This window comes from Alteromonas sp. DYW1 (genome assembly GCF_059752595.1).
In genome coordinates, this window is sequence record NZ_CM186038.1 from 2,740,515 (window position 1) to 2,761,816 (window position 21,302).

Genomic DNA, 21,302 nt, shown 5'->3' on the forward strand with positions numbered 1-21,302 from the left:
ACTCCTTTATTCACAATAGTGTTAGCCACTGACTGCGTCAGCGTGAATTATTATTAAAATGTTTGCCCGATATTAAATGTGAAGAATCTTGCATCATCACCTTCACGCTCTTGGATGGCTCTAGAGAAACTGAATACCATCGGACCCATTGGTGATAGCCATTGTACCGAAATACCGGCTGAAGCGCGATAGAGCTTCCAGTCACTGTAATCTAACAGTTCATCGAAGTCATTCCGCCCAGCACCGGCGTTGGAAAGTCTGGCGTACTCATCATAATCAAATTCAGTATCCCATACGTTACCAATATCAAAGAACACACTAGTACGTACAGAATTGTCAAAATCTTCTTCCACAAATGGGGTCGGAACAATCAATTCCAAGCCCCCAAGTGCCATAGCGTTACCACCAAGGCTTCGATTAGACAACAAGTACGAATCATTCTCTGGACTGCCAGGAATGATATTCCCATCCGGTCCAACAATTTCACCTTGCGAGAAACGCTGCACACCACGGGGACCTACGGTGTTGTTTTCAAAACCACGCAGCGTATCTGCACCACCCGCCGTAAAGTTTTCGGTGAACGGTAGGATTTGCTCATTGCCGTTTTTATCACCATACCCATTACCGTAACCCAGACGTAAGCGCGCTAAGAACGACCAGCGCTGATCACGCGATAGCGGGAAATAAAACTTAGTATCAAAGATAGTTTTGAAGTAGTTCACATCCGAGTTCGGCGTAGTAATACTAAACGACGCACTTTGTGATGAACCTGCGGTTGGGAAAACGCCTCGGTTTAAGGTCGACCGGCGCCAGGAAATAGACGCTTGATAGCTCTGATACTTAATGGACGCGTCAGGATCATCGATATCCAAGAATTGATTATAAAAACGGTCCGTTTGCTCATACTGTGAACGATTAAATAGCTCTACGTTTGAATAGGTTAAACCGAAATTGATACGATTAAACTCATCGATTGGATAACCAATGTTAGCCCCGACCTTATATTGCTTACTATTAAAGCGAATAACGTTGAAGTCTTCACCATCAAACTCACTGTAGCTAAGCACCCCGCCTAAACTAATGCCATCGATAGTAAAGAACGGATCTTGATAGGTGATCTGTGCTGATTGCTGGTATGACACGGTATTTAAGCTAATACCCACTTGCTTACCTGTACCCAAGAAATTGTCTTGTTGGATACCCGCTTGCAGGCTCAACTTAGTACGATCGCCATAACCAATGCCGGCATTGAAAGACCCTGATGGCTGCTCTTTTACCGTGAAGTTAACGTCGACTTTGTCGTCTTCACCGGGAATACGTACGGTATCGAACTCAACTTCTTCCATGTAAGTCAAACGCGAGAGTGAATTCTTGGATGACTCTAGTAACGCATTCGATAGCCAAGTGCCTTCCATTTGACTCACGTTTTGGCGTAAAACGTCATCAGCCGTAATAACATTGCCTTCAAAATTCAGGCGCCGCACATAAATACGCTTACCCGGGTCAACAGATAACGTTAATTTAACCGTTTTATCTTCATCGTTGATTTCAGGTACCGTGGTGACTGTGGGGTAGGCATAGCCAAAACGGCCAAGGTATTTACTAATAAACTCTTCGGTATAGGTAACTTCAGCCTGGTTGTACATTTCACCAGGGGTTAGCGGCAATACGGTCTTGATGTACTCTTCATGACCAATAACATCGCCCACTAATTCAACGTCAGAAATTGTATACTGCTCACCCTCAGAAACGTTCATGGTGATATAAATACCCGTTTTCTCTGGTGTCATTGAGACTTGTGTAGACTCTACCGCGAACCGCAAATAACCCCGGTTTTTGTAATAGTTCTCAATGGTTTCCATATCCCCTGACAGGGTTTGTTGTTGGTAGCGTGTTTCAGACAAGAAATCCCACCAAGGGGTATTAAACTGAAGCTCCATTTGCTCGAATAACTCGGCATCAGAAAACACTTCATTACCCACAATATTGATTTGCTGAATTTTGGCCGCATCACCTTCTTCAAACAACAATTTCAGCTCTACACGGTTACGCGGAAGTGGGGTAATGATCGCATTCACATCAGCACTGTATTTACCAATGCTGTAAAAGAAGTCTTTCAGGCCATTTTCAATCGACGTTAACACCGTCTTATCGAGCGGCTCGCCCACACGAATATTGTTGCCATCTAAGCTGTCTTGTAACTGCTCATCTTTAATATCATCGTTACCTTCAAAAATGATATCGCTAATCGTGGGGCGTTCTGAGACTCTGACCACAAGCGTGTTGCCGTCGCGTAAAATCTCAATGTTCTCAAAGTGCGTTGATGAGTACAGTGAACGAATAAGCTGCGAAACCCGAAAATCGTTTAACTCATCACCTACCTGAACAGGCAAATAAGTTAAAGCGGCACCAAGGGCCACACGTTGGAGACCTTCGACTCGAATATCTTCTACGGTAAATTCGCTTTCATTTGCAGAGGCGAGGTGAGCAGCAGACAAAAACAACCCTGCTACAACATACTGACTAAACTTCATTTATTACTATTCTTCCTGCGCACGTTTGCTAACGTTATTTATATTTATGCTAAGCGGGCAATATCATTAAATATTGCTACTCCCATCAGAGTTAACAGCAATAAGCCCCCAATTTTAAAGCCCAGCTCCTGAGTTTGCTCAGAGACCGGCTTACCCGTGATCGACTCAACCAATAAATAGAGTAAATGACCACCGTCTAACAGCGGAATGGGCAAAAGGTTTATTATGCCCAAACTTACGCTAATAATCGCCAAAAAACGTAAAAATTCGACGATTCCATATTCCGCACTAATCCCAGCTCCCTGAGCAATCGAGATTGGCCCGCTTAAATTCTTAACTGAGACATCACCCGTAAAGAGTTTGGCCAGCATGTCAAGACTGACCGTGGTATACCGCCACATGCCGTCGATTGCATTGCTTACAGCAGCAAATACCCCATACTGGTGTATAAAGACAATACCTTCTGGCCAAGGTTCAACTCGCGGTGCCATTCCTAAATAACCCCGACTGCCCTGCTCTGTCGCAACACTATCCAAGGTCACCACAAGGATTTCTTCGCGCCCTTCACGACGCACGGTCAAAGACATGGACTCACCGGGGTTCGCCGTGATGATTTCAACCGCTTGTTGCCACGAGTTTATGCTCTCGGTTCCAATTTTTAATAGCGTATCGCCAACCGCTAGCCCAGCGAAACTGGCAGGACTATCCTCGGCCACCGTAGCCACCTCAAGGGTGACGTCAGGACGGAACGGAATCAAACCTAAACTGCGCCAAGCCGAATCTGTTTCAGGATCAAATTTCCAATCGGCAATCGGCAAAACCACCTGCTGAGTGACACCGTTCTCGCGTTTAACGGTAATCGGTAAGCGCGCCTCTCCAATATAGCTCATTAATTCTAAATTGACGGCGGACCAATCTAACGTATCGCGGTCACCGACTTGCACTATCTCATCGTTGGCTGTCAAACCACCCTGCGCAGCAAAACTCGCAGCAGGAACTTCGCCCAGCACGGGCTTCACCGTTTGCACGCCAATCAAGTACATCAAAAACAGAGCAAATACGGCAAAAATAAAATTGACGCCTGGTCCTGCCGCGATGATCGCCATGCGTTGACCCACAGACTTACAGTTAAACGTGTGCTGCTTAAATTCCGGCGCAACCTCATCAACGCGCTCATCCAGCATCCGTACATAACCACCCAGCGGTATCGCTGCTATCACATACTCTGTGCCATATTTATCCTGCGTGCGCCATAGAGGTTTACCAAAACCAATGGAAAACCTGACGACATGCACACCGCAGCGTCGCGCGACCCAAAAGTGTCCCCACTCATGTACCGCGACTAAAATCCCTAAGGCGACTATGAACGAGCCTAAGTTCCATAAAAAATCAAACATAACAGTGCGCCTGAATTACCTTCTCTGCTTCGCGTCTGGCTAACTGATCAAGATCAAGAACCTGTTGGATAGAGGAAACCGCTTTTGGTTCCAATTGTTTCAAGGTCAACTGGTTCACTTTAGCGATATCGCTAAACTTGATCTGGTTAGCTAAGAATGCTGCTACCGCGACCTCATTGGCCGCATTTAATTGCGTGGTTGCATATTGCCCGGCTTTACAGGCTGCGATCGCTAAAAACAGATTGGGATAGCGTTTAGGGCAAGGGGTAGTAAACGTAAAATCACGCAGCTGGGCGAAATCCAGAAAATCCACACCGGCATCAATTCGCTCTGGGTAGGCCAAGCCAAACGCGATAGGGGTTCGCATATCCGGTTGTCCTAACTGTGCAATGACCGAACCATCAATGTACTGCACCATAGAATGAATCGTGCTCTGCGGATGTAACACAACGTCGATATCCTCCGCGGCAACACCAAAAAGCCAATGCGCCTCTATAAACTCGAGGCCTTTATTCATCATGGTTGCTGAATCAACCGAAATTTTCTGGCCCATATCCCAGTTCGGGTGCGCGCACGCTTCTTCTGGCGTAATGCTATCGAAACGATCGAGCGGGGTCTGTAAAAAAGGGCCGCCCGATCCAGTCAATAAGATTTTAGCAATCCCATTACCCGCCAAATCCCCGTATTGATAATCTTTAGGTAACGCTTGGAATATGGCGTTGTGTTCACTATCAATTGGAATGATTTCAGCGTGATACTGAGCCGCCGCTTGCATAAATAACTCACCGCTCATGACCAATGATTCTTTGTTGGCCAGTAATACACGCTTCCCCGCTTTAACCGCCGCCATGGTCGGTAGTAAGCCGGCTGCGCCTACGATAGCAGCCATTACACTATCTACCGCACTGTCACTGGCAACAAAGGCTAACGCATCTGCACCAAACAAAATTTCAGTTTCAAGTGCTAGCCCTGCAGCAAGTTCACGCGCTTCTTCAAAAGCGTCTGGATCGGTAAGCACCGCATAACGAGGCGCAAATAAACGCGCCTGCTCAATAAGCTTTGCGGCTTGACGATGAGCGGTGATCGCAAAAACACGATACCGATTAGGGTGACGATTAATGACATCGAGTGTATTGCAACCGATCGAGCCCGTTGCGCCCAATACTGTAATTGTTTGCACTATGCCATCCAAGTCACATAACAGAAGGCAAAGACTGGGAAAGCTGCCGTAAGACTATCGATTCGGTCCATTACACCGCCGTGCCCAGGTAAAATCTTACCGCTGTCTTTTATCCCAGCGCACCGTTTAAACATACTCTCGTTGAGATCACCTAACGCCGAAACACCCACCGTTAAAGCCCCGATCACGATATGCAACCATATCCGCGAAGGGTCTACCTGATAGTGCAACGCCGCAAATGCAATAATAGCAATGGACGCGGTTACACCACCGAGCAAGCCTTCCAAAGTTTTGCCCGGCGACACGTTAGGGCGTAACTTATGTTTGCCAAATTTAACCCCAACAAAGAAAGCGCCTATATCCGCTGCCCAGACGATCCCCAGGACATAAAAAATTAGCGACGCACCGTAGAATGGATCAACCTCATATAAACTCGTACGCAGAGATACTACTGCAACCCAAGTGGGAATGAGTGTGAACAATCCAAAAATTGCGCGAATAACGATACTGTGCTTCCAAAATGCACTAAAGCGTGGGTAGGCAATAATCATGGCTAAAGAAAATAGCCACCAAACACAGGATACTCCAAGAATATAGCGATAAACGGCGTTCAGCTGGCCCTGATACCAGATCATATTTTGCTCAACCACCTGCGCAAAGAAAATACAAATCGTCAGCGCCAGCAAGGTATACACGGCCTTATACATACGGCTATTAAGACCGGACATTTTTGCCCACTCATAGGCTCCGATTGACACCACGCCAGCAATCGCAATCTGAAACTCAAAAACAGGTAAAAATAAAATCGCTATCAGCGCAAGAGGCGCTAATATGACCGCAGTGATGATCCGTTGTTTCAACATGAGACTTGCTCGCCGGTCAGGCCAAAACGCCGTTGTCGCTCATTAAAATCATGAACTGCAGCGGCAAACGTTTCTTCATTAAAATCCGGCCACAACGTTGCCGTGAAATAAAATTCAGCATAGGCACACTGCCACAGCAGAAAATTGCTGATACGGTGTTCACCGCCAGTTCGAATAAGCAAATCCAACGGCGGCAATTCTGCCATTGACACATATTCACCAAAACTGTCTTCGCTGATTTGTTCAGGCTTTAGGTTACCGTTTGCAACCGCATGCGCTAACTGCTTTGCAGCATTAACAATGTCCCAGCGGCCACCGTAATTGGCAGCAATGTTGAGCGTTAAGGCACTATTTTCAGCCGTCAAAGCTTCAGCTTTATGGATCTTCTCCACGAGTTTGTCGTCAAATCGACTCAAATCGCCAATCACTCTAAGGCGTACTTGATTTTTATTCAGCTTTTTCACTTCACTGTTTAGCACCAGATTGAATAAGTCCATTAATACGCTGACTTCTTCCTCTGGTCGCTTCCAGTTCTCGCTACTAAACGCAAATAGCGTTAGCACTTCAATCCCATGCGTACGGGCGTATTTAACCGCAGCGCGAACAGCATCAACCCCGGCTTTATGGCCAAAGGTTCTGATCTTTCCCTTGTTCTTCGCCCAGCGACCGTTACCATCCATGATAATCGCGACATGCCGAGGAAACGCCCCCTCTTTCGCTGGATTATCTAAGTTGCTCGGTATCGCGTCGCTGTTATCCATGAAGTTATCCAAACGCGTTACACTTCCATCAATTCTTTTTCTTTGTCGGCCAACATAACATCGACTTTCTTCACAAACGTGTTGGTCAGTGTTTGGATATTTTCTTCAGCCGCTCTACTTTCATCTTCACTGATTTCTTTTTCTTTGAGTAGCTCTTTGATGTCGCTATTCGCGTCACGACGCACGTTACGAATGGCAACACGCCCTTGTTCGGCTTCTGCGCGAACAACCTTGATTAGATCTTTACGACGCTCTTCAGTTAACGGTGGCATTGGAATGCGGATAATCGCGCCAGCGCTCATCGGATTTAAGCCAAGATCCGATTGCATAATGGCTTTCTCAACCGCTTGGATAGCACTTTTATCAAATACCGTTAACGCTAGCGTACGGTTGTCTTCAGCAACCACGTTAGCCAACTGGCGTAACGGCGTATCTGCGCCATAGTAATTCACTTGAATTGAGTCAAGTAAGCTTGGATGGGCACGTCCTGTTCTGATCTTACTAAATTGAGATTTCAACGCAGAAATGCTTTTCTCCATGCGTTGTTCGGCATCTAATTCAATTTCATCTATCACAATTATGTCCTGTTTTTAGTCTTGTTCTGGGTTTGCAATAAGGGTTCCGTCCGACTCGCCCATCACAACGCGTTTTAGGCAGCCCGGTTTATTCATATTAAATACGCGGATTGGCAAGTTGTGGTCGCGTGCCAGAGTAAACGCAGCCAAATCCATCACCTTTAGTTCTTTTTCTAACACATCATTGTAGCCGATTTGGTCGTATAATACTGCGTCGGGATTTTTCACCGGATCCGAATCGTAGACCCCATCAACTTTGGTGGCTTTAAGAACCGCATCGGCTTCAATTTCAATACCACGCAAACAAGCGGCTGAGTCCGTGGTGAAAAATGGATTCCCCGTACCGGCAGCAAAAATAACCACACGGCCAGATTTAAGTAAACTAATCGCTTCTGCCCAATTGTAGGCATCGCATACGCCATTCAGCGGGATTGCTGACATTAAACGAGCATTCACAAACGCACGGTGCAGTGCATCACGCATTGCAAGTCCGTTCATTACTGTCGCGAGCATCCCCATATGGTCACCCACAACGCGATTCATGCCGGCTTTCGCCAAGCCTTCGCCACGAAACAGATTTCCCCCGCCGATCACTAAACCGACTTGAACACCGAGTTCAACCAGCTCTTTGATTTCTTGTGCCATCCGGTCGAGCACTTTGGCGTCGATGCCAAAGTCTTCATCTCCCATCAAGGCTTCACCACTTAATTTTAAAAGAATTCGCCGATAGGCTGATTTTGACGATACGCTCATGAACGATGGTTTCCTTTTGAAAACGGGTTACTCGCAATGCAACGTGCGAATTAATGGCAAAATAGTTAAATCGCACTCACAAAAAGGGCACCTGTATTTAGGTGCCCGTAGTTTATCTGACATTCACTGGATGCAAAAGTCGAGAAGCTGAATTATTTCTTCGCAGCTTCCATTTGTGCAGCAACTTCTGCCGCGAAGTCTTCTGACTTCTTCTCAATACCTTCACCCACTTCAAAGCGTACGAAGTTGATTACATCAGCACCTTTAGACTTCAATAACTCACCAACAGACATTGATGGGTCTTTAACAAAAGGTTGACCTGTAAGGCTGATTTCGCCAGTGAATTTCTTCATGCGGCCAACAACCATTTTCTCAGCGATTTCTGCAGGCTTACCTGACTGAACCGCGATCTCAACTTGAATTTGCTTTTCCTTTTCTACTACGTCAGCAGGCACATCTTCAGGCTTGACGTACTGAGGGCTAGCTGCCGCAACATGCATTGCGATGTCTTTCGCTAAGTCTTCATCACCGCCTTGCAAAATAGCCACAACACCGATGCGACCACCGTGCACGTATGCACCTAGCACGTCACCGTCGATGTTGATAACACGGCGTGGGCTAATGTTTTCACCGATTTTAGCCACTAGTGCATCGCGCGTTTCTTGTACAGTAGAACCGTCTAGGTCTGCTGCGTTAAGTTCTTCGATGCTATTGATGTTGTTGTCTGCTGCAACTGCAAGAATTTTCTTACCGAAGCTTAGGAAACCTTCGTCACGAGCAACGAAATCAGTTTCACAGTTTAGTTCCATCATTGTTGCGCGGTTACCTTCGATAGTCGTTAAGATAACACCTTCAGCGGCAATACGACCGGCTTTCTTAGCCGCTTTTGCCTGACCTGATTTACGCATATTTTCAATCGCTAGCTCGATATCGCCGTCAGTTTCAACAAGGGCTTTTTTACAATCAAGCATACCAGCGCCAGTGCGCTCACGAAGCTCTTTTACCAGTGCTGCAGTCACTGCCATGGTTAAAATCCTCAATAATTAGTAAGTTATAAGCTAAAGGGGCTGTTTAGCCCCTTCATTTAGATTCGTGAAAGGCGATTTTAAACGCCTTTGAATTATTCTGCGGCTTCTACGAAGTCGTCTTTTTCAGCTTGAGCTTCGATGTTGTTATCGCGACCTGCATTAACTGCATCAGCGGCTGCATTCAAATACAACTGGATCGCACGGATCGCATCATCGTTACCAGGGATGATGTAATCAACACCATCTGGGTCTGAGTTGGTATCAACTACACCAACGACTGGAATGCCCAAGTTACGCGCTTCATTTACTGCAATGTGCTCATGATCAGCATCAACTACAAAGATACAGTCTGGTAGACCACCCATATCTTTGATCCCACCAAGGCTGCTTTCTAACTTTTCCATTTCACGTTGAAGCATCAACGCTTCTTTTTTAGTTAGTTTTTCGAAAGTACCGTCAGTGCTTTGCTGCTCAAGGTCTTTCAAACGCTTGATTGATTGACGAACGGTTTTCCAGTTAGTCAACATACCACCCAACCAACGCTTGTTTACGTAGAATTGGCCGCAGTTAAGTGCTGCTTCTTTTACCGCTTCTCCGGCTGCGCGTTTAGTACCCACGAAAAGGATTTTACCTTTCTTCGCAGAAACACCTGAAATATAGTTCAACGCTTCGTTGAAAAGCGGAACTGTTTTTTCTAGGTTGATAATATGAACGCGGTTACGTGCACCAAAGATGAAAGGCTTCATTTTTGGGTTCCAGTAACGTGTTTGGTGACCGAAGTGTACGCCTGCTTGTAGCATGTCGCGCATTGATACGTTTGCCATTAAATTGTCCTCAATTTGGGTTAGGCCTCCATACATCCCCAATACCGACTCGCATTATGTGCAAGCACCCCGATATCAGTGCCGATGTATGTGTGTATTTAATTTAATTTGCTTGTCGCGTACGAAAAGCGCGCGCTTTATACCATGACTAGCAGGCCCACTCAAGTTTTTAACGGTTTTATTTGCGCATTCTGATACATCAGCGAGTAAGTCCATGCTAACCAAACCTGTCAGAAACATATGTCTTATGCGTTATTGTTGTGTTGAGAACCTGTACAGGTCCGTCTGATAACGCTAACATTCAGCGCTAAATCAAAAATCACAGATAGGATAGATTCGTTTTGGGCGCGATTATCAAAACTGCTGAAGAAATCGAGAAAATGCGTGTCGCCGGTAAACTGGCTGCCGAAGTATTAACGATGATCACACCACACGTTAAAAAAGGTGTGACAACAGATGAACTCAATACCTTGTGTCATGACTATATCGTCAATGTGCAGGGCGGCATTCCTGCGCCATTAAATTACGGTCACCCACCGTTCCCTAAATCTATCTGCACCTCGGTAAACCATGTTATATGCCACGGTATTCCGTCGGATAAAAAATTAAAAGAGGGTGATATCGTCAATATCGACGTCACTGTTAAGAAAGATGGTTACCACGGCGATACTTCTAAAATGTTTGTGATCGGCAAGCCTTCGATCATGGCAGAGCGTCTGATCCGGGTTACCCAGGAAAGCCTTTATAAAGCCATTGAAATTGTGAAGCCGGGCGTGCGCTTAGGCGATATTGGCCACATTATTCAGCAACATGCCGAAGCCCATGATTATTCTATTGTACGCGAATATTGTGGGCATGGGATTGGCGCGACATTCCACGAAGATCCGCAGGTGGTGCATTATGGTCGTCCGAATACTGGCGAGGTGTTGGAAGCCGGTATGTGCTTTACCATTGAGCCCATGGTCAACGCAGGAAAACGTTACTCGAAAATCCTCCCGGATCAGTGGACGGTGGTGACCAAAGATCGCAGCCTGAGTGCGCAATGGGAACATACCCTGTTAGTTACTGAAAACGGCGTTGAGATCCTAACCTTGCGCGAAGAAGAAACTATTCCCCGTATTATCGAACACTAAACCGAGGTTATATGACGGCGGTCGAAGCACATTCAGTAGCGACGTTGGAGCAACTCATTGACGACATTCTAGCTATCGATGATCGCTATAACATCGCCGCATTTAAGCAAACGGTAAAAAACAGCTATAGCTGGTTAAAACAGGCTTTTTCCACATCTGTAGTCGATGAACTGGTGTCAGGCCGCGCTGTGTTTGTCGATAATTTACTCCAACATCTATGGCATTTGTATGGACTCGACGAAGTCACAGACTTGTCGCTCGTGGCTGTTGGTGGCTATGGTCGCGCTCAGTTACAGCCATACTCTGATATTGACCTGCTTATCCTATCGAATAAAACGCCAGATAAAAGTACGCAGGAAAAAATTGGCGAATTCATTACTCTGCTTTGGGATATAAAACTGGATGTCGGGCAGAGTGTACGCACTATCAAAGAAACTGTTGCCTTAGCTAAAGGTGATATTACCATCGCTACCAACTTGGTCGAAAGTCGTCGTCTAGCGGGCTCCGTTGAAACTTTTGCAAAGTTAGTTCAAAGCGTCAATGATAAAAAAGTCTGGACCAGTGATCGCTTTTTTGTCGCGAAACTCGAAGAGCAACAAAACCGGCACGCCAAGTTTCATGGCACCGCTTACAATCTAGAGCCCAATGTAAAAGAAAATCCAGGCTGCTTGCGTGACATTCAGACCATTGGTTGGGTCGCTAAGAAACACTTTAAAGAATACGATGGCTGGAGCTTGGTTGGACATGGCTATTTTACCAAGCAAGAGCATGCTGAACTGATCGAATGTCGCTCACATTTGTGGCGCATGCGCTTCGCCTTGCACATTACCGCCGGGCGCAGTGAAAACCGTTTGTTATTCGATTACCAAACGGACGTTGCCGAAATGTTGGGGTATGGCTCTGCCGGCAAAGCCTCAGTAGAAAGCATGATGAAGGCGTTTTTCCGCACTGTTCGTCGCGTGAACGAACTGAATCGCATGTTAATGCAGCGCTTTAGTCACGATATTCTGGGTAAGCAAGACTATGGCAATACTGCACTTAATCGTGATTTTGAACTCCATGATGGCTTAATTTCGCCGACTCACGCCCATGTGTTTGAAACTCCTGAAGCCATATTTGATTTCCTGTTATTGATCGCTGACAGTCCTGAGGTGTCTGGATTAGATACCGACTGTATTCGTCAATTGCGCAATGCTCGCCGCGCATTTCAAGAGTCCTATCTCAATGAACGCCCCAGCTGTCGCGAAAAGTTTATGCAATTGATGCGACATCCGCACTTTTTTGACTTTGGCTGGGACATCATGCACCAGTACGGTATTTTGCAGGCCTATTTGCCCGAGTGGAATCACATCGTCGGAATGATGCAGTTTGACCTGTTTCATGCCTATACCGTGGACGAACATACCCACCGCCTGGTCAAACATGTGAATCACTATTTTAGCCCGGAAAATACGCGCTTCCCTCGCTGTGGACGGATTGCACAAAATTTAGACAAGCCCGAACTGCTCTATTTAGCTGCGATTTTTCACGATATCGGCAAAGGGCGAAACGGTGACCATTCCGAGTTAGGTGCAGAAGATGTGCTGGCGTTTGCTCAATCCCATGGCCTTAGCAAATCGGACACTGATGTAATTGCTTGGTTAGTACGCAATCATTTACTAATGTCAGTGGTCGCCCAGCGTCGGGATATTTATGACCCAGATGTCGTGAATGAATTTGCCAACAAGATAAAAAGTCACAACCACTTGAATTTGTTGTACGCGCTAACCCTCGCGGATATTCGCGCCACTAACGATAATTTATGGAATGACTGGAAAGCGTCCTTATTACGAGAGCTCTATTTACTTACACAAAAAGCCTTAGACAATGGCTTGCAGTGCCAGCTAACGATTTTTGAACGCGTGTCAGAAAATAAACATGCTGCGCGCAAACTGTTAGCTGAAAGTGCTTATTCTGACCATGCCATAGATGCCTTGTGGTCACGCTTTGATCATGACTACTTTGCACGCTATAAACCGAAACAAATTGCCTGGCACACTCAGGAAATCCTCGGTTTTAAGCGTGAGCATGACGATGACTTATTGGTCAAAGCCAATAACACGACCACCAAAGCGGGTACTGAGCTGTTTATCTATGGTAAAGATCGCCCAGCGTTGTTTGCCCAAGTAGCTTCAGTGATTGATAGTCGTAATTTATCGATCCACGATGCCACAATCACCATCACTGCCGATGGTTTTGTTTGTGACAGCATTATTATTCTCGACAATGACGGCAACCGGATTGATGCCGAACAACGTCTGACGGCATTGCAAGATGCAGTCAAGACACAAATGGCAGCGCCGGGCCGCGCACATACCAACGCGCGCAAGATCCCGCGGCAGTTAAAGCAATTAAACGTACCGACTAAGGTCCGCTTTTATAACCGCTCTGAAGATGCCACGTTGATCGAATTAGAAGCTCTGGATGCGCCGGGTATCTTGGCCAAAATTGGACATGCATTTGTCGATAGCAATGTGACCTTAAAATTAGCCAAGATCACAACCATTGGTGAGCGCGCAGAAGACATTTTTATTGTCTCCAACGCCGATGGCTTAGCGTTAAGCCCCGACGAACAAGTGAAATTGAAAAAACAAATCCTAACCAACCTAGACCAACTGGAAGATATACAACATGACGCATGAGTTGCAATCCATTATTGAGAGCGCGTTTGAACAACGTGATTCAATTACTCCCACTTCTGGCCATGACGAGGTCAAGCAAGCCGTGCAGCAAGCCATTGATATGCTCAACACTGGCGCAGCTCGTGTCGCAGAGAAAGTTGCTGGTGAATGGGTTGTGCATCAGTGGCTAAAGAAAGCCGTACTCCTGTATTTCCGCTTGCACAACAATGCACCAATGACGGACGGCGTCAGCCAGTACTATGACAAAGTGCCACTAAAATACAGCGATTATACAGCTGAACAGTTTGTGCAAGACGGTACGCGAGTTGTCCCCCCGGCAACGGTTCGCACTGGCAGCTTTGTGGGTAAGAACGTTGTCGTGATGCCCTCTTACGTGAACATTGGTGCCTATGTCGATGAAGGCAGCATGGTCGATACATGGGCTACCGTTGGCTCTTGCGCCCAAATCGGCAAAAACGTGCATTTATCCGGTGGTGTGGGCATTGGGGGGGTATTAGAGCCGCTCCAAGCTAATCCGACAATTATTGAAGACAACTGCTTTATAGGCGCGCGCTCAGAAATTGTTGAGGGTGTTGTGGTCGAAGAAGGTAGCGTGATTTCTATGGGTGTCTATATTGGTCAGAGTACGCGAATTTTTGACCGCGAAACCGGTGAAATCCATTACGGTCGAGTTCCCGCTGGCTCAGTGGTCGTGAGTGGAACCTTGCCGTCCAAAGAGGGTTCATGCAGTTTGTACGCCGCAATTATCGTAAAGAAAGTTGACGCAAAAACCCGCGCAAAGGTTGGCATTAACGCACTGTTACGCGCTGCAGAATAGCTCGTAATGTAAATGCAAATCGCCCTTTGGGCGATTTGCACCTTTCCCTCACAGATTTACATTTTCTCGACTGCGGCCAAGGCCCAAGGCACCACTTCACTCTCTGGCTCCAGTGTTTCAATGGCATCAACCTCAAGCATGTCGGTCACTGCCTTACCTTGTAATTCAGTCAATAACTCTTGGAATTGCCGCCCACCGCCGCAATACGAATCGCCATAACTACTATCACCGAGCGCAGCTACAGCAAAAGGTTTACCGTCCATCAAAGGAAACTGGTCACGTAACTCTGAGTGGAAAAATTCTAAATTTGGCGGTATGTCACCTTGCCCCGTCGTTGATGTGATCACCATGATTGCCTCTGCTTGTTTAAAGTCATCCACCGCGGGATCTTCAAACAATTCAACGCTCATACCTTTCTCTTCTAACGCTTGTTGTACTTGCTCTGCCACATGTTGCGCGTTGCCATAAACGGAACCGGCGAATAAGGTCACTTTTTTCATTCGTTTGTCTTCTTATGAATTGCTAAATTAGGATTTTCTACTGCGTTAAACACCTGCCAATTGGCCAGCAAGGATGAAAACTCGGGCGCAAGCGACGCGCGTAATTCAATTTGCTGATGAGTGTGCGGATGCTCTATCGCCATATAAGTACATGTTAAGGCCAATTGTTGAAAATTAAAGTGGTGACGAAGAAATTGATTTTGTTTGCCATCGCCATGCGTAGTATCGCCCACAATTGGATGACGAATGTGCGCCATATGACGGCGCAATTGGTGCTTACGCCCACTTTGCGGCTGCAACTCAATATGTGAAAAGCGCGCAGAATCATAACGCCCTGCCGGCAACGGGATTGTGAACCGCTGTATACAGCGACACTTGGTTTGGGCAGGTTGCGGCGGCTTATCCTGGCGTGCCTTACGGTCAGTTTTACGATCCAATATTTCGCGCAAGGGATAGTCGATATCCCAGCGCTGGGGCATATGACCACGCACAATCGCTTGATAGTTTTTAGCCACTCTTCGTTCGGTAAACTGTTGGGTGATTAACGCCGCGGTGTGGCTATTTAAAGCAAACAATAGCACACCGGAAGTGGGTCGGTCTAAACGATGGACTGGATAAACATGTTGGTTGATTTGATCACGCAACAATTGCAGCGCAAACTGCGTTTCACGCTTTGCAACCATGCTGCGGTGCACCAACAGTCCAGCAGGTTTATCTACCGCAATCAGGTGCTCATCCTGATAAATCACGTTCAGCATTACACCCTTCCCAATTACTCTGCGCCATTGCTGTCGCTGTCTTTTTATCGAAGGTGTATAATGCCAAAAATTTATTCATTGCGAGAAGTTAAATTGTCCAAAAGTATTAATTCCATCAGTGAATTCCTCCTGCATGCTGGCACCGATTATCGAGTATTTGATATGGGCCGCGGCATCCGTACTCTGGAGTCACAGGATTTTCTGGAAATCGAAAATGCCCAGCGCCCGGCGCCATTCCCACGCCAGCAACATTTTTGGGTCGGGATCACCTATTGGAATCAACAGTTATCCGAGCAACAGTATATTTGGTTCTTGAAACTGCCGCTTGATGAGCAAGGCCGGGTTGTTGATGCCGCTCGTAAACATTTTCTTGAATTAATCATTACCGCGCTCACCAAAGAACAAAAGGATGCTCAGCAAACGTTAGACGCCACCAGCAAGGTTCATGATAACCCTTATATTTTTACCCCCAATCAACAGGTATTAGCGGACTTCAACGCACTCTCGCGCAGAGCCAGTGGACTGCACATGGGCAAAGACTTTGCCCCCGCAAAGCAGTACCTCGATGCACCACAAATGATTGATTGGGAGACCATTACGCTCCAAGGGATTGCAGACTGTGCACATTTTTGTGAGTCTGACGACTGGATGAATTGGTTAGACAACTTACCCAATAAATACCCTGAGATGGTGCAAAAACATTTACTCTGTTCACTTGAAAATCGCGCCATCGACGCAACCATGGCTAAATCTATTTTTGACCTGATGAACGCGCAAGAAGCGGATTCAGAGTTTGCTCTTTGGTGCTTGCGAGCATTAACCCAAACAACAGAGCATGATTTACGCGCTAAAGCCGTTGATCGGCTGCTAGCCTTACCACAACAGACCCAAGATCGATTAATTGTTATTGCAGGGCGTCATTGGCAAACTTTACTGGAAAATCGCTTGATGCAGTTTCTAGAGCACACCGCGAAGTTAAGTCCTGAACCGCCCTTTTTCGTCAGTTTATTTGCTGACTTGGTGCAACTGCCTGACATTCGTGCGCAAGTTTTGAATGCAATTAGAAACCCAAACCGGTCAGCCCAGCTGTCAAATGCAATTGGATGGTTGTTTCAACAAAAGCCCGCTACATGAATCTTAATGACTTAATCATCTTGCTAGTGTTGGTTGTGATCGGACTGCAGTTTTGGCAGATCCGAGCCATGACCGAACTCGCCAATCGTTATGCTGCGGGCTATTGCAAGCAACATGGCTTACAACTCGTCAGTGTGGCGCGGGATAAGACGCGAGTTGGCATTTACCGCGGTAGGCCGGTGTGGCAATGCTGGTTTGCTTTCGAATTTTCGGCCAACCGTGAATCGCTAAATCAAGGTTGGTTTTTAATGCAAGGTAAAACTGTCACTAATATTGATGTACCCGCATATCCGATAAATTGACCCCTCCTCGAATGCATGCAGGCTTTGCCTTACAACCTCATTAGGTACGGAATGATTCTTTAATAGGCACGTACCAATCGGGGACAGGTTGAGTAGAGAGATTGGATACACCATTGAGCAGACCATACTAAAAAGTAAAAAGGCGAAGCTAAACAGCTTCGCCTTTCGAATTTCGAGCATCCTTCTCTGCGTTCCTTTGCGACTAAAATCTTCCCGATTAAAATCCTTATACACCCCTTTCCATCTAATCTCACTCTTCCTAAGTGAGCTACTCTTCCTGAGTAGGTCCTTTCCATTATTCCAATAATCCCATTCATCCTTGCAATGGGGGTCTCTTCCTGAGACTGTCCAATCTAATCCACGTCTTCCTGACTCACTCCTTTTAAACAAGTCTTCCTGACTTGCAGCTCTAATCCTTAGAGCGTCCTGAGCTGTCCATATGTCTTCCTGACAAGTCGTGTTTCCTTGTGACGAGTTAAATATACGCGGATAAAAAAAATGTGCTGGGTGTATTTCAATAAGAAAGTGATGAAAAACGTAAGATAAGCTGGGGGAATTTATTAATTATATATTTTTCAATTAGTTATAAATTAACGGTGAGAAGGTTACCGAGTAAAAAAACCTCTATTACCTACGCTCATGTAAGCGATCTCCTACAAAGGATAGACCTGGAGTCAATCACAGGTCTAACCCTAAATATTATTGACTACGTGATCGAAACATTATGTAGCCAGTGATATGGCTGAAAGTAAGTTCTTGAATATGTTCGTAATGCCCACCTTTGAAGAAAGATAAGCACTTAGGAAGAGTCACAAACACCCCCACACCCTGACTTTTTGCGTCTTCAAGCATGACACTATCGATTGCACTCATCAGCACGTGGCCAAGTCCTTGATCCTGATAATCGGGATGCACACCAATAAACGACAGCATGTGATAATTCTCGGCTGGCATGCAAGCTCGCACTTTCTCTTCTTTTTCGATCATTTGCTTGGTGCCTAGAAAGCCTGCCGTTAACAGCATTTTTAAGCGCCAATGCCAATACCGTCCAGCCCCAAAGGCCGCATCAGGGGCAATAAGACAAGCCACCGCAATCAAGCGCTGGTCATCAAATAGGCCGATAATCGGTTGCTTGCCAATCCAAAACGCGTGGAGCTCTTCGCGGATTGCTGAGCGCAACCGATTCTCATAACCCTCGCGTTCAGCTTCAAATATGTCAACAAAAAGCGGGTCGTCAAAATACGCGTTATAAAGAATAGATGCTGCTACTTTAAGATCTTCAGCCGTAAGGTAACTGGCTTTCACTTGTGCGGGGGAAATTTTTACCGCTTGATGGCCCATCGAGTGCTCCTGACACATTGATAACTAACTTGACTAGTTTTCATACACTGGAGCTTTGTTAACAATTTGTAAAGCGGTAAATGTGAAAATTTAGTGGATTATTGCGCTAGCGCAATAAATCAGCGCTAACGCAGGATTTCACCGGTTACAAGTATTCGCGCAGAGCGGTTTCTCCCCACCCAACCAGTTGACCATTTTTGAAGACTAACGGTGTACATTCATCTTTGCTGGTAATGCCATCGCCATGGGAACGCTGAGTACGGTAATATAAAACCCGGAAATCAGAGCCATCACGTTGATAAAACTCATCGAAATCTGCCATTCCCATCCGTGAAGATACTGCTTCTAGCGTCATAGACGTATCTAATCGGCTGATATGACGGCGGTTGTTAGCTTCACGCTTCTCCCAGTCACCTTGATAATAACCATCGCCGTCGCCACCAACAGAAACGACACAACCTGATAAAAACAATGGCGCGCAAAGTGCACAAAGCAGTAATGATTTTTTAAGCATGAGCAATATTCCTTAGTGTTGCTATTAAGTGTTCAATCACAGCGGTGTTTACAAGATGCTTGCCAAATTTTTAACTTATTGTTTTAAATGAAATTTATATAAATATCATGTGAAAGCAATTCATGGCGATGAGTCTGCTTCGCTACTTTTTGGTGGATTTGACGAGGAACGGTGGAAAATCAACCAGCGAACAAGTGAAATTTAGTGTGCATCGAGCAAGCTAATACCGGTTGTATGTAGAGATCTTGATTCAGCTAGTCGCTGAACAACTGGATATGTTATTTTAGCGGCTTAGGTCATTTCTTTTTCTGTAACGAGTTGATTGCAATGATGTCTGCTTTACAACAACTATGCGTAGAACTATATGCGCAAGGATTAGAGCCCAGCTCCAGCCTGCTGCGGGCACGAGCCTTGAGTAAGCCTTCTCTGCCGCAGGCTATCGATGCTATCCGATGGTGGCAACAGCAAGACAAGTCCGCACTGTTGCAACGCTTCCAACTCGCGAATGCTGTGGACGACAGCAACGCAAATACGGTAGAGCCGAATACCACTGCCGTACTTGACCCACAGGCCGCGATAAACGAGGCCCTAAATCGCATCGCTCAGGTAGAACAAGATCTGTCAGACATTAAGCAACTTTTAAAAGGCATTCAACGCGATGCCTAATCATTCTGCCAATGGTTGCAACGTTGCTAAGAACTCAGCCATATCTTGTGCTAATACTTGCTGCGCGGGTTTACCCACTGGCTCAAGCACCACTTGCCCCGAGGCGTTATCTACGCTAACGATGAAATCTTCCTCATCAGTAAGCGCAAAAAATAGTGTTTCGGGTTGCTTTAATTGCCGTTTCATCAGCACATGACCGATTAAATTTTGCTGTAACCGCTCGGCATCATCATCATTCCAGACTTGCAATAAGGTCAATTTCCCCTGTGGCGCTTGGGCTTCAATATGATCGCTGTAATAGCGAGAGAAATAGGCTTTAAACTGCGGGTCCAACGTTAATTCCAGCGCTTGCTCCATGCCCTCAAAACCGCGCGGCTGTTGTTGTAATACCGGCTTCCAGAGCGCCAGTTCACCTGCTGCTACAGACTCCGTTACACACAATGACTGCCAGTCAGGATCAAATTCCGTGCGTTTTTCGTTGGGCAACGCAGTAAACCGCGCAAAAAATTCATCTAATGCCTGATTTAATTTTTTTTCTATCAATGTAAGCTCCTGTGCGATCTGCTGGTATCATACCGCGAAACGCTCAATCGTAGTAAGCATTACCTCTATGACAAAGAAACCTATTGAACAAGACGCCATGCATGCGTTAGTGCTAGGAAAAGCTGTTGATTATCAAGAGCACTACACGCCTGACTTATTACAAGCAGTACCGCGCAGTATAAACCGTGCTGAAATCCAATTAAGTGACGACGCCCTGCCTTTTCGCGGAGTGGATATATGGAACGGTTACGAACTATCCTGGTTAAACCCCAAAGGCAAACCCTGCATTGCTATACTGCAATGCTCAGTGCCGGCCACATCGCCAAATCTCATCGAGAGCAAATCTTTTAAGTTATATTTAAATAGCTTTAATCAATCCAAATTTGCCTCGCAAAACGAGGTGCAGATGATTATTCAGCAAGACTTGAGTGCCTGTGCCGGGCAGCCCGTCGACGTGACCTTAATCTCGCCCCGCGACTTCAATCAAGTTGCCATTCATCCAATGACGGGGAATTGCATCGATGATTTAGATGTTAGCGTTGAGCACTATGATTACGCGCCATCTTTATTACAATATGAAGCTGAACATGGCACTGAAACACTGGTTAGTCATTTGCTTAAATCCAATTGTCTGATCACCAACCAGCCCGATTGGGGCAGTGTCTTAATCCACTATAAAGGTCCAAAGTTAGTCCATGAGGCTTTACTGAAGTACTTGATTTCCTTTCGTCAGCACAATGAATTTCATGAGCAATGTGTCGAACGCATATTCCTCGATATCTATCGTTTATGTAAGCCTGAAAAGCTAACAGTATACGCGCGTTACACTCGACGTGGTGGCTTGGATATCAACCCCTTCCGTTCCAACTTTGAAGCTCCCTACGCAAACTGGCGTCTGGCACGGCAGTAGACATGTAACAAAGATTGTTTAAGCATTGACCTCCGTGTTTTTTCGGGCAATGCTTAGGCTATCGGGTGGACGCGAAACAAGAAGGGTC

At 46.1% G+C, this 21,302-nt stretch carries 21 protein-coding genes; 7 read left to right on the top strand and 14 right to left on the bottom strand.

Features of this window, described 5'->3' with window-relative positions:
* Nucleotides 1-53: 53 nt before the first annotated feature.
* From bamA to rpsB, 9 genes are all read right to left on the bottom strand, one after another.
* Nucleotides 54-2,534, bottom strand: coding sequence for an outer membrane protein assembly factor BamA (gene bamA / locus AC121Z_RS12300; protein WP_498124315.1), 2,481 nt, complete (start codon nucleotides 2,532-2,534; stop codon nucleotides 54-56).
* Between the two features lie 44 nt (nucleotides 2,535-2,578).
* Nucleotides 2,579-3,931, bottom strand: coding sequence for a sigma E protease regulator RseP (rseP, locus tag AC121Z_RS12305; protein WP_498124316.1), 1,353 nt, complete (start codon nucleotides 3,929-3,931; stop codon nucleotides 2,579-2,581).
* Nucleotides 3,924-5,111 carry a 1-deoxy-D-xylulose-5-phosphate reductoisomerase gene (gene ispC, locus AC121Z_RS12310; protein ID WP_498124317.1) on the bottom strand — a complete coding sequence of 396 codons (1,188 nt, stop codon included), beginning with the start codon at nucleotides 5,109-5,111 and terminating at the stop codon, nucleotides 3,924-3,926. The genes rseP and ispC overlap by 8 nt, the downstream gene beginning before the upstream one ends.
* Nucleotides 5,111-5,974, bottom strand: a complete 864-nt coding sequence (locus AC121Z_RS12315; protein ID WP_498124318.1) for a phosphatidate cytidylyltransferase — start codon at nucleotides 5,972-5,974, stop codon at nucleotides 5,111-5,113. The genes ispC and AC121Z_RS12315 overlap by 1 nt, the downstream gene beginning before the upstream one ends.
* Nucleotides 5,968-6,735 carry a polyprenyl diphosphate synthase gene (gene uppS, locus AC121Z_RS12320; RefSeq protein ID WP_498124319.1) on the bottom strand — a complete coding sequence of 256 codons (768 nt, stop codon included), beginning with the start codon at nucleotides 6,733-6,735 and terminating at the stop codon, nucleotides 5,968-5,970. Before uppS ends, AC121Z_RS12315 begins: the two co-directional genes overlap by 7 nt.
* A gap of 17 nt (nucleotides 6,736-6,752) precedes the next feature.
* The gene (gene frr, locus AC121Z_RS12325) at nucleotides 6,753-7,310 is read right to left on the bottom strand and encodes a ribosome recycling factor (protein ID WP_498124320.1); all 558 of its coding nucleotides are present in this window, start codon (nucleotides 7,308-7,310) and stop codon (nucleotides 6,753-6,755) included.
* A gap of 15 nt (nucleotides 7,311-7,325) precedes the next feature.
* Complete coding sequence (gene pyrH / locus AC121Z_RS12330) at nucleotides 7,326-8,063, bottom strand: UMP kinase (protein ID WP_100655887.1); 738 nt, start codon at nucleotides 8,061-8,063, stop codon at nucleotides 7,326-7,328.
* 152 nt (nucleotides 8,064-8,215) lie between these two features.
* Complete coding sequence (tsf, locus tag AC121Z_RS12335; protein WP_498124321.1) at nucleotides 8,216-9,088, bottom strand: translation elongation factor Ts; 873 nt, start codon at nucleotides 9,086-9,088, stop codon at nucleotides 8,216-8,218.
* A 95-nt stretch (nucleotides 9,089-9,183) separates the two neighbouring features.
* A complete protein-coding gene (gene rpsB / locus AC121Z_RS12340; protein WP_498124322.1) occupies nucleotides 9,184-9,915 on the bottom strand; it encodes a 30S ribosomal protein S2 in 732 nt (243 codons plus the stop codon).
* Nucleotides 9,916-10,256: 341 nt separating this feature from the next.
* Here rpsB and map point away from each other — a divergent pair, with 341 nt between their 5' ends.
* From map to dapD, 3 genes are read left to right on the top strand one after another with little or no spacing between them, the layout of a single operon-like run.
* Complete coding sequence (gene map / locus AC121Z_RS12345; protein WP_498124323.1) at nucleotides 10,257-11,048, top strand: type I methionyl aminopeptidase; 792 nt, start codon at nucleotides 10,257-10,259, stop codon at nucleotides 11,046-11,048.
* Nucleotides 11,049-11,059: 11 nt separating this feature from the next.
* Nucleotides 11,060-13,729: a [protein-PII] uridylyltransferase gene (gene glnD, locus AC121Z_RS12350; RefSeq protein ID WP_498124324.1), complete on the top strand. Its 2,670-nt coding sequence runs from the start codon at nucleotides 11,060-11,062 to the stop codon at nucleotides 13,727-13,729.
* A complete protein-coding gene (gene dapD, locus AC121Z_RS12355; RefSeq protein WP_498124325.1) occupies nucleotides 13,719-14,546 on the top strand; it encodes a 2,3,4,5-tetrahydropyridine-2,6-dicarboxylate N-succinyltransferase in 828 nt (275 codons plus the stop codon). Before glnD ends, dapD begins: the two co-directional genes overlap by 11 nt.
* Nucleotides 14,547-14,602: 56 nt before the next feature.
* On the opposite strand, the gene AC121Z_RS12360 is transcribed toward dapD, so the two are convergent.
* Both AC121Z_RS12360 and AC121Z_RS12365 read right to left on the bottom strand, forming a co-directional pair.
* Entirely contained in the window at nucleotides 14,603-15,046 is a 444-nt protein-coding gene (locus AC121Z_RS12360; RefSeq protein WP_498124326.1) for a flavodoxin, read from the bottom strand.
* Complete coding sequence (locus AC121Z_RS12365) at nucleotides 15,043-15,804, bottom strand: pseudouridine synthase (protein WP_498124327.1); 762 nt, start codon at nucleotides 15,802-15,804, stop codon at nucleotides 15,043-15,045. The genes AC121Z_RS12360 and AC121Z_RS12365 overlap by 4 nt, the downstream gene beginning before the upstream one ends.
* Before the next feature lie 60 nt (nucleotides 15,805-15,864).
* On the opposite strand from AC121Z_RS12365, the gene AC121Z_RS12370 reads away from it, so the two are divergent.
* Entirely contained in the window at nucleotides 15,865-16,938 is a 1,074-nt protein-coding gene (locus AC121Z_RS12370; RefSeq protein ID WP_498124328.1) for a DUF3549 family protein, read from the top strand.
* Nucleotides 16,935-17,240, top strand: coding sequence for a DUF3301 domain-containing protein (locus AC121Z_RS12375; RefSeq protein ID WP_498124329.1), 306 nt, complete (start codon nucleotides 16,935-16,937; stop codon nucleotides 17,238-17,240). The genes AC121Z_RS12370 and AC121Z_RS12375 overlap by 4 nt, the downstream gene beginning before the upstream one ends.
* Nucleotides 17,241-17,939: 699 nt before the next feature.
* On the opposite strand, the gene AC121Z_RS12380 is transcribed toward AC121Z_RS12375, so the two are convergent.
* Entirely contained in the window at nucleotides 17,940-18,581 is a 642-nt protein-coding gene (locus AC121Z_RS12380) for a GNAT family N-acetyltransferase (protein WP_498124330.1), read from the bottom strand.
* Nucleotides 18,582-18,726: 145 nt separating this feature from the next.
* Nucleotides 18,727-19,095: a DUF3192 domain-containing protein gene (locus tag AC121Z_RS12385; RefSeq protein ID WP_498124331.1), complete on the bottom strand. Its 369-nt coding sequence runs from the start codon at nucleotides 19,093-19,095 to the stop codon at nucleotides 18,727-18,729.
* A gap of 327 nt (nucleotides 19,096-19,422) precedes the next feature.
* Between AC121Z_RS12385 and AC121Z_RS12390 the strand changes: the two genes are divergently transcribed.
* Entirely contained in the window at nucleotides 19,423-19,761 is a 339-nt protein-coding gene (locus AC121Z_RS12390) for a hypothetical protein (protein WP_498124332.1), read from the top strand.
* On the opposite strand, the gene syd is transcribed toward AC121Z_RS12390, so the two are convergent.
* Nucleotides 19,762-20,304, bottom strand: coding sequence for a SecY-interacting protein (syd, locus tag AC121Z_RS12395; RefSeq protein ID WP_498124333.1), 543 nt, complete (start codon nucleotides 20,302-20,304; stop codon nucleotides 19,762-19,764). It lies immediately after the preceding gene.
* 67 nt (nucleotides 20,305-20,371) lie between these two features.
* Between syd and queF the strand changes: the two genes are divergently transcribed.
* Nucleotides 20,372-21,214: an NADPH-dependent 7-cyano-7-deazaguanine reductase QueF gene (gene queF / locus AC121Z_RS12400; RefSeq protein WP_498124334.1), complete on the top strand. Its 843-nt coding sequence runs from the start codon at nucleotides 20,372-20,374 to the stop codon at nucleotides 21,212-21,214.
* Nucleotides 21,215-21,302 lie beyond the last annotated feature (88 nt).

Coding starts and splice junctions, on each gene's coding strand:
- rseP (WP_498124316.1), bottom strand. CDS start 3,931: ATGTTTGATTTTTTATGGAACTTAGGCTCGTTCATAGTCGCCTTAGGG.
- bamA (WP_498124315.1), bottom strand. CDS start 2,534: ATGAAGTTTAGTCAGTATGTTGTAGCAGGGTTGTTTTTGTCTGCTGCT.
- rpsB (WP_498124322.1), bottom strand. CDS start 9,915: ATGGCAAACGTATCAATGCGCGACATGCTACAAGCAGGCGTACACTTC.
- AC121Z_RS12375 (WP_498124329.1), top strand. CDS start 16,935: ATGAATCTTAATGACTTAATCATCTTGCTAGTGTTGGTTGTGATCGGA.
- AC121Z_RS12380 (WP_498124330.1), bottom strand. CDS start 18,581: ATGGGCCATCAAGCGGTAAAAATTTCCCCCGCACAAGTGAAAGCCAGT.
- glnD (WP_498124324.1), top strand. CDS start 11,060: ATGACGGCGGTCGAAGCACATTCAGTAGCGACGTTGGAGCAACTCATT.
- AC121Z_RS12385 (WP_498124331.1), bottom strand. CDS start 19,095: ATGCTTAAAAAATCATTACTGCTTTGTGCACTTTGCGCGCCATTGTTT.
- uppS (WP_498124319.1), bottom strand. CDS start 6,735: ATGGATAACAGCGACGCGATACCGAGCAACTTAGATAATCCAGCGAAA.
- dapD (WP_498124325.1), top strand. CDS start 13,719: ATGACGCATGAGTTGCAATCCATTATTGAGAGCGCGTTTGAACAACGT.
- pyrH (WP_100655887.1), bottom strand. CDS start 8,063: ATGAGCGTATCGTCAAAATCAGCCTATCGGCGAATTCTTTTAAAATTA.
- AC121Z_RS12370 (WP_498124328.1), top strand. CDS start 15,865: ATGCCAAAAATTTATTCATTGCGAGAAGTTAAATTGTCCAAAAGTATT.
- tsf (WP_498124321.1), bottom strand. CDS start 9,088: ATGGCAGTGACTGCAGCACTGGTAAAAGAGCTTCGTGAGCGCACTGGC.
- AC121Z_RS12360 (WP_498124326.1), bottom strand. CDS start 15,046: ATGAAAAAAGTGACCTTATTCGCCGGTTCCGTTTATGGCAACGCGCAA.
- AC121Z_RS12365 (WP_498124327.1), bottom strand. CDS start 15,804: ATGCTGAACGTGATTTATCAGGATGAGCACCTGATTGCGGTAGATAAA.
- AC121Z_RS12315 (WP_498124318.1), bottom strand. CDS start 5,974: ATGTTGAAACAACGGATCATCACTGCGGTCATATTAGCGCCTCTTGCG.
- queF (WP_498124334.1), top strand. CDS start 20,372: ATGACAAAGAAACCTATTGAACAAGACGCCATGCATGCGTTAGTGCTA.
- AC121Z_RS12390 (WP_498124332.1), top strand. CDS start 19,423: ATGATGTCTGCTTTACAACAACTATGCGTAGAACTATATGCGCAAGGA.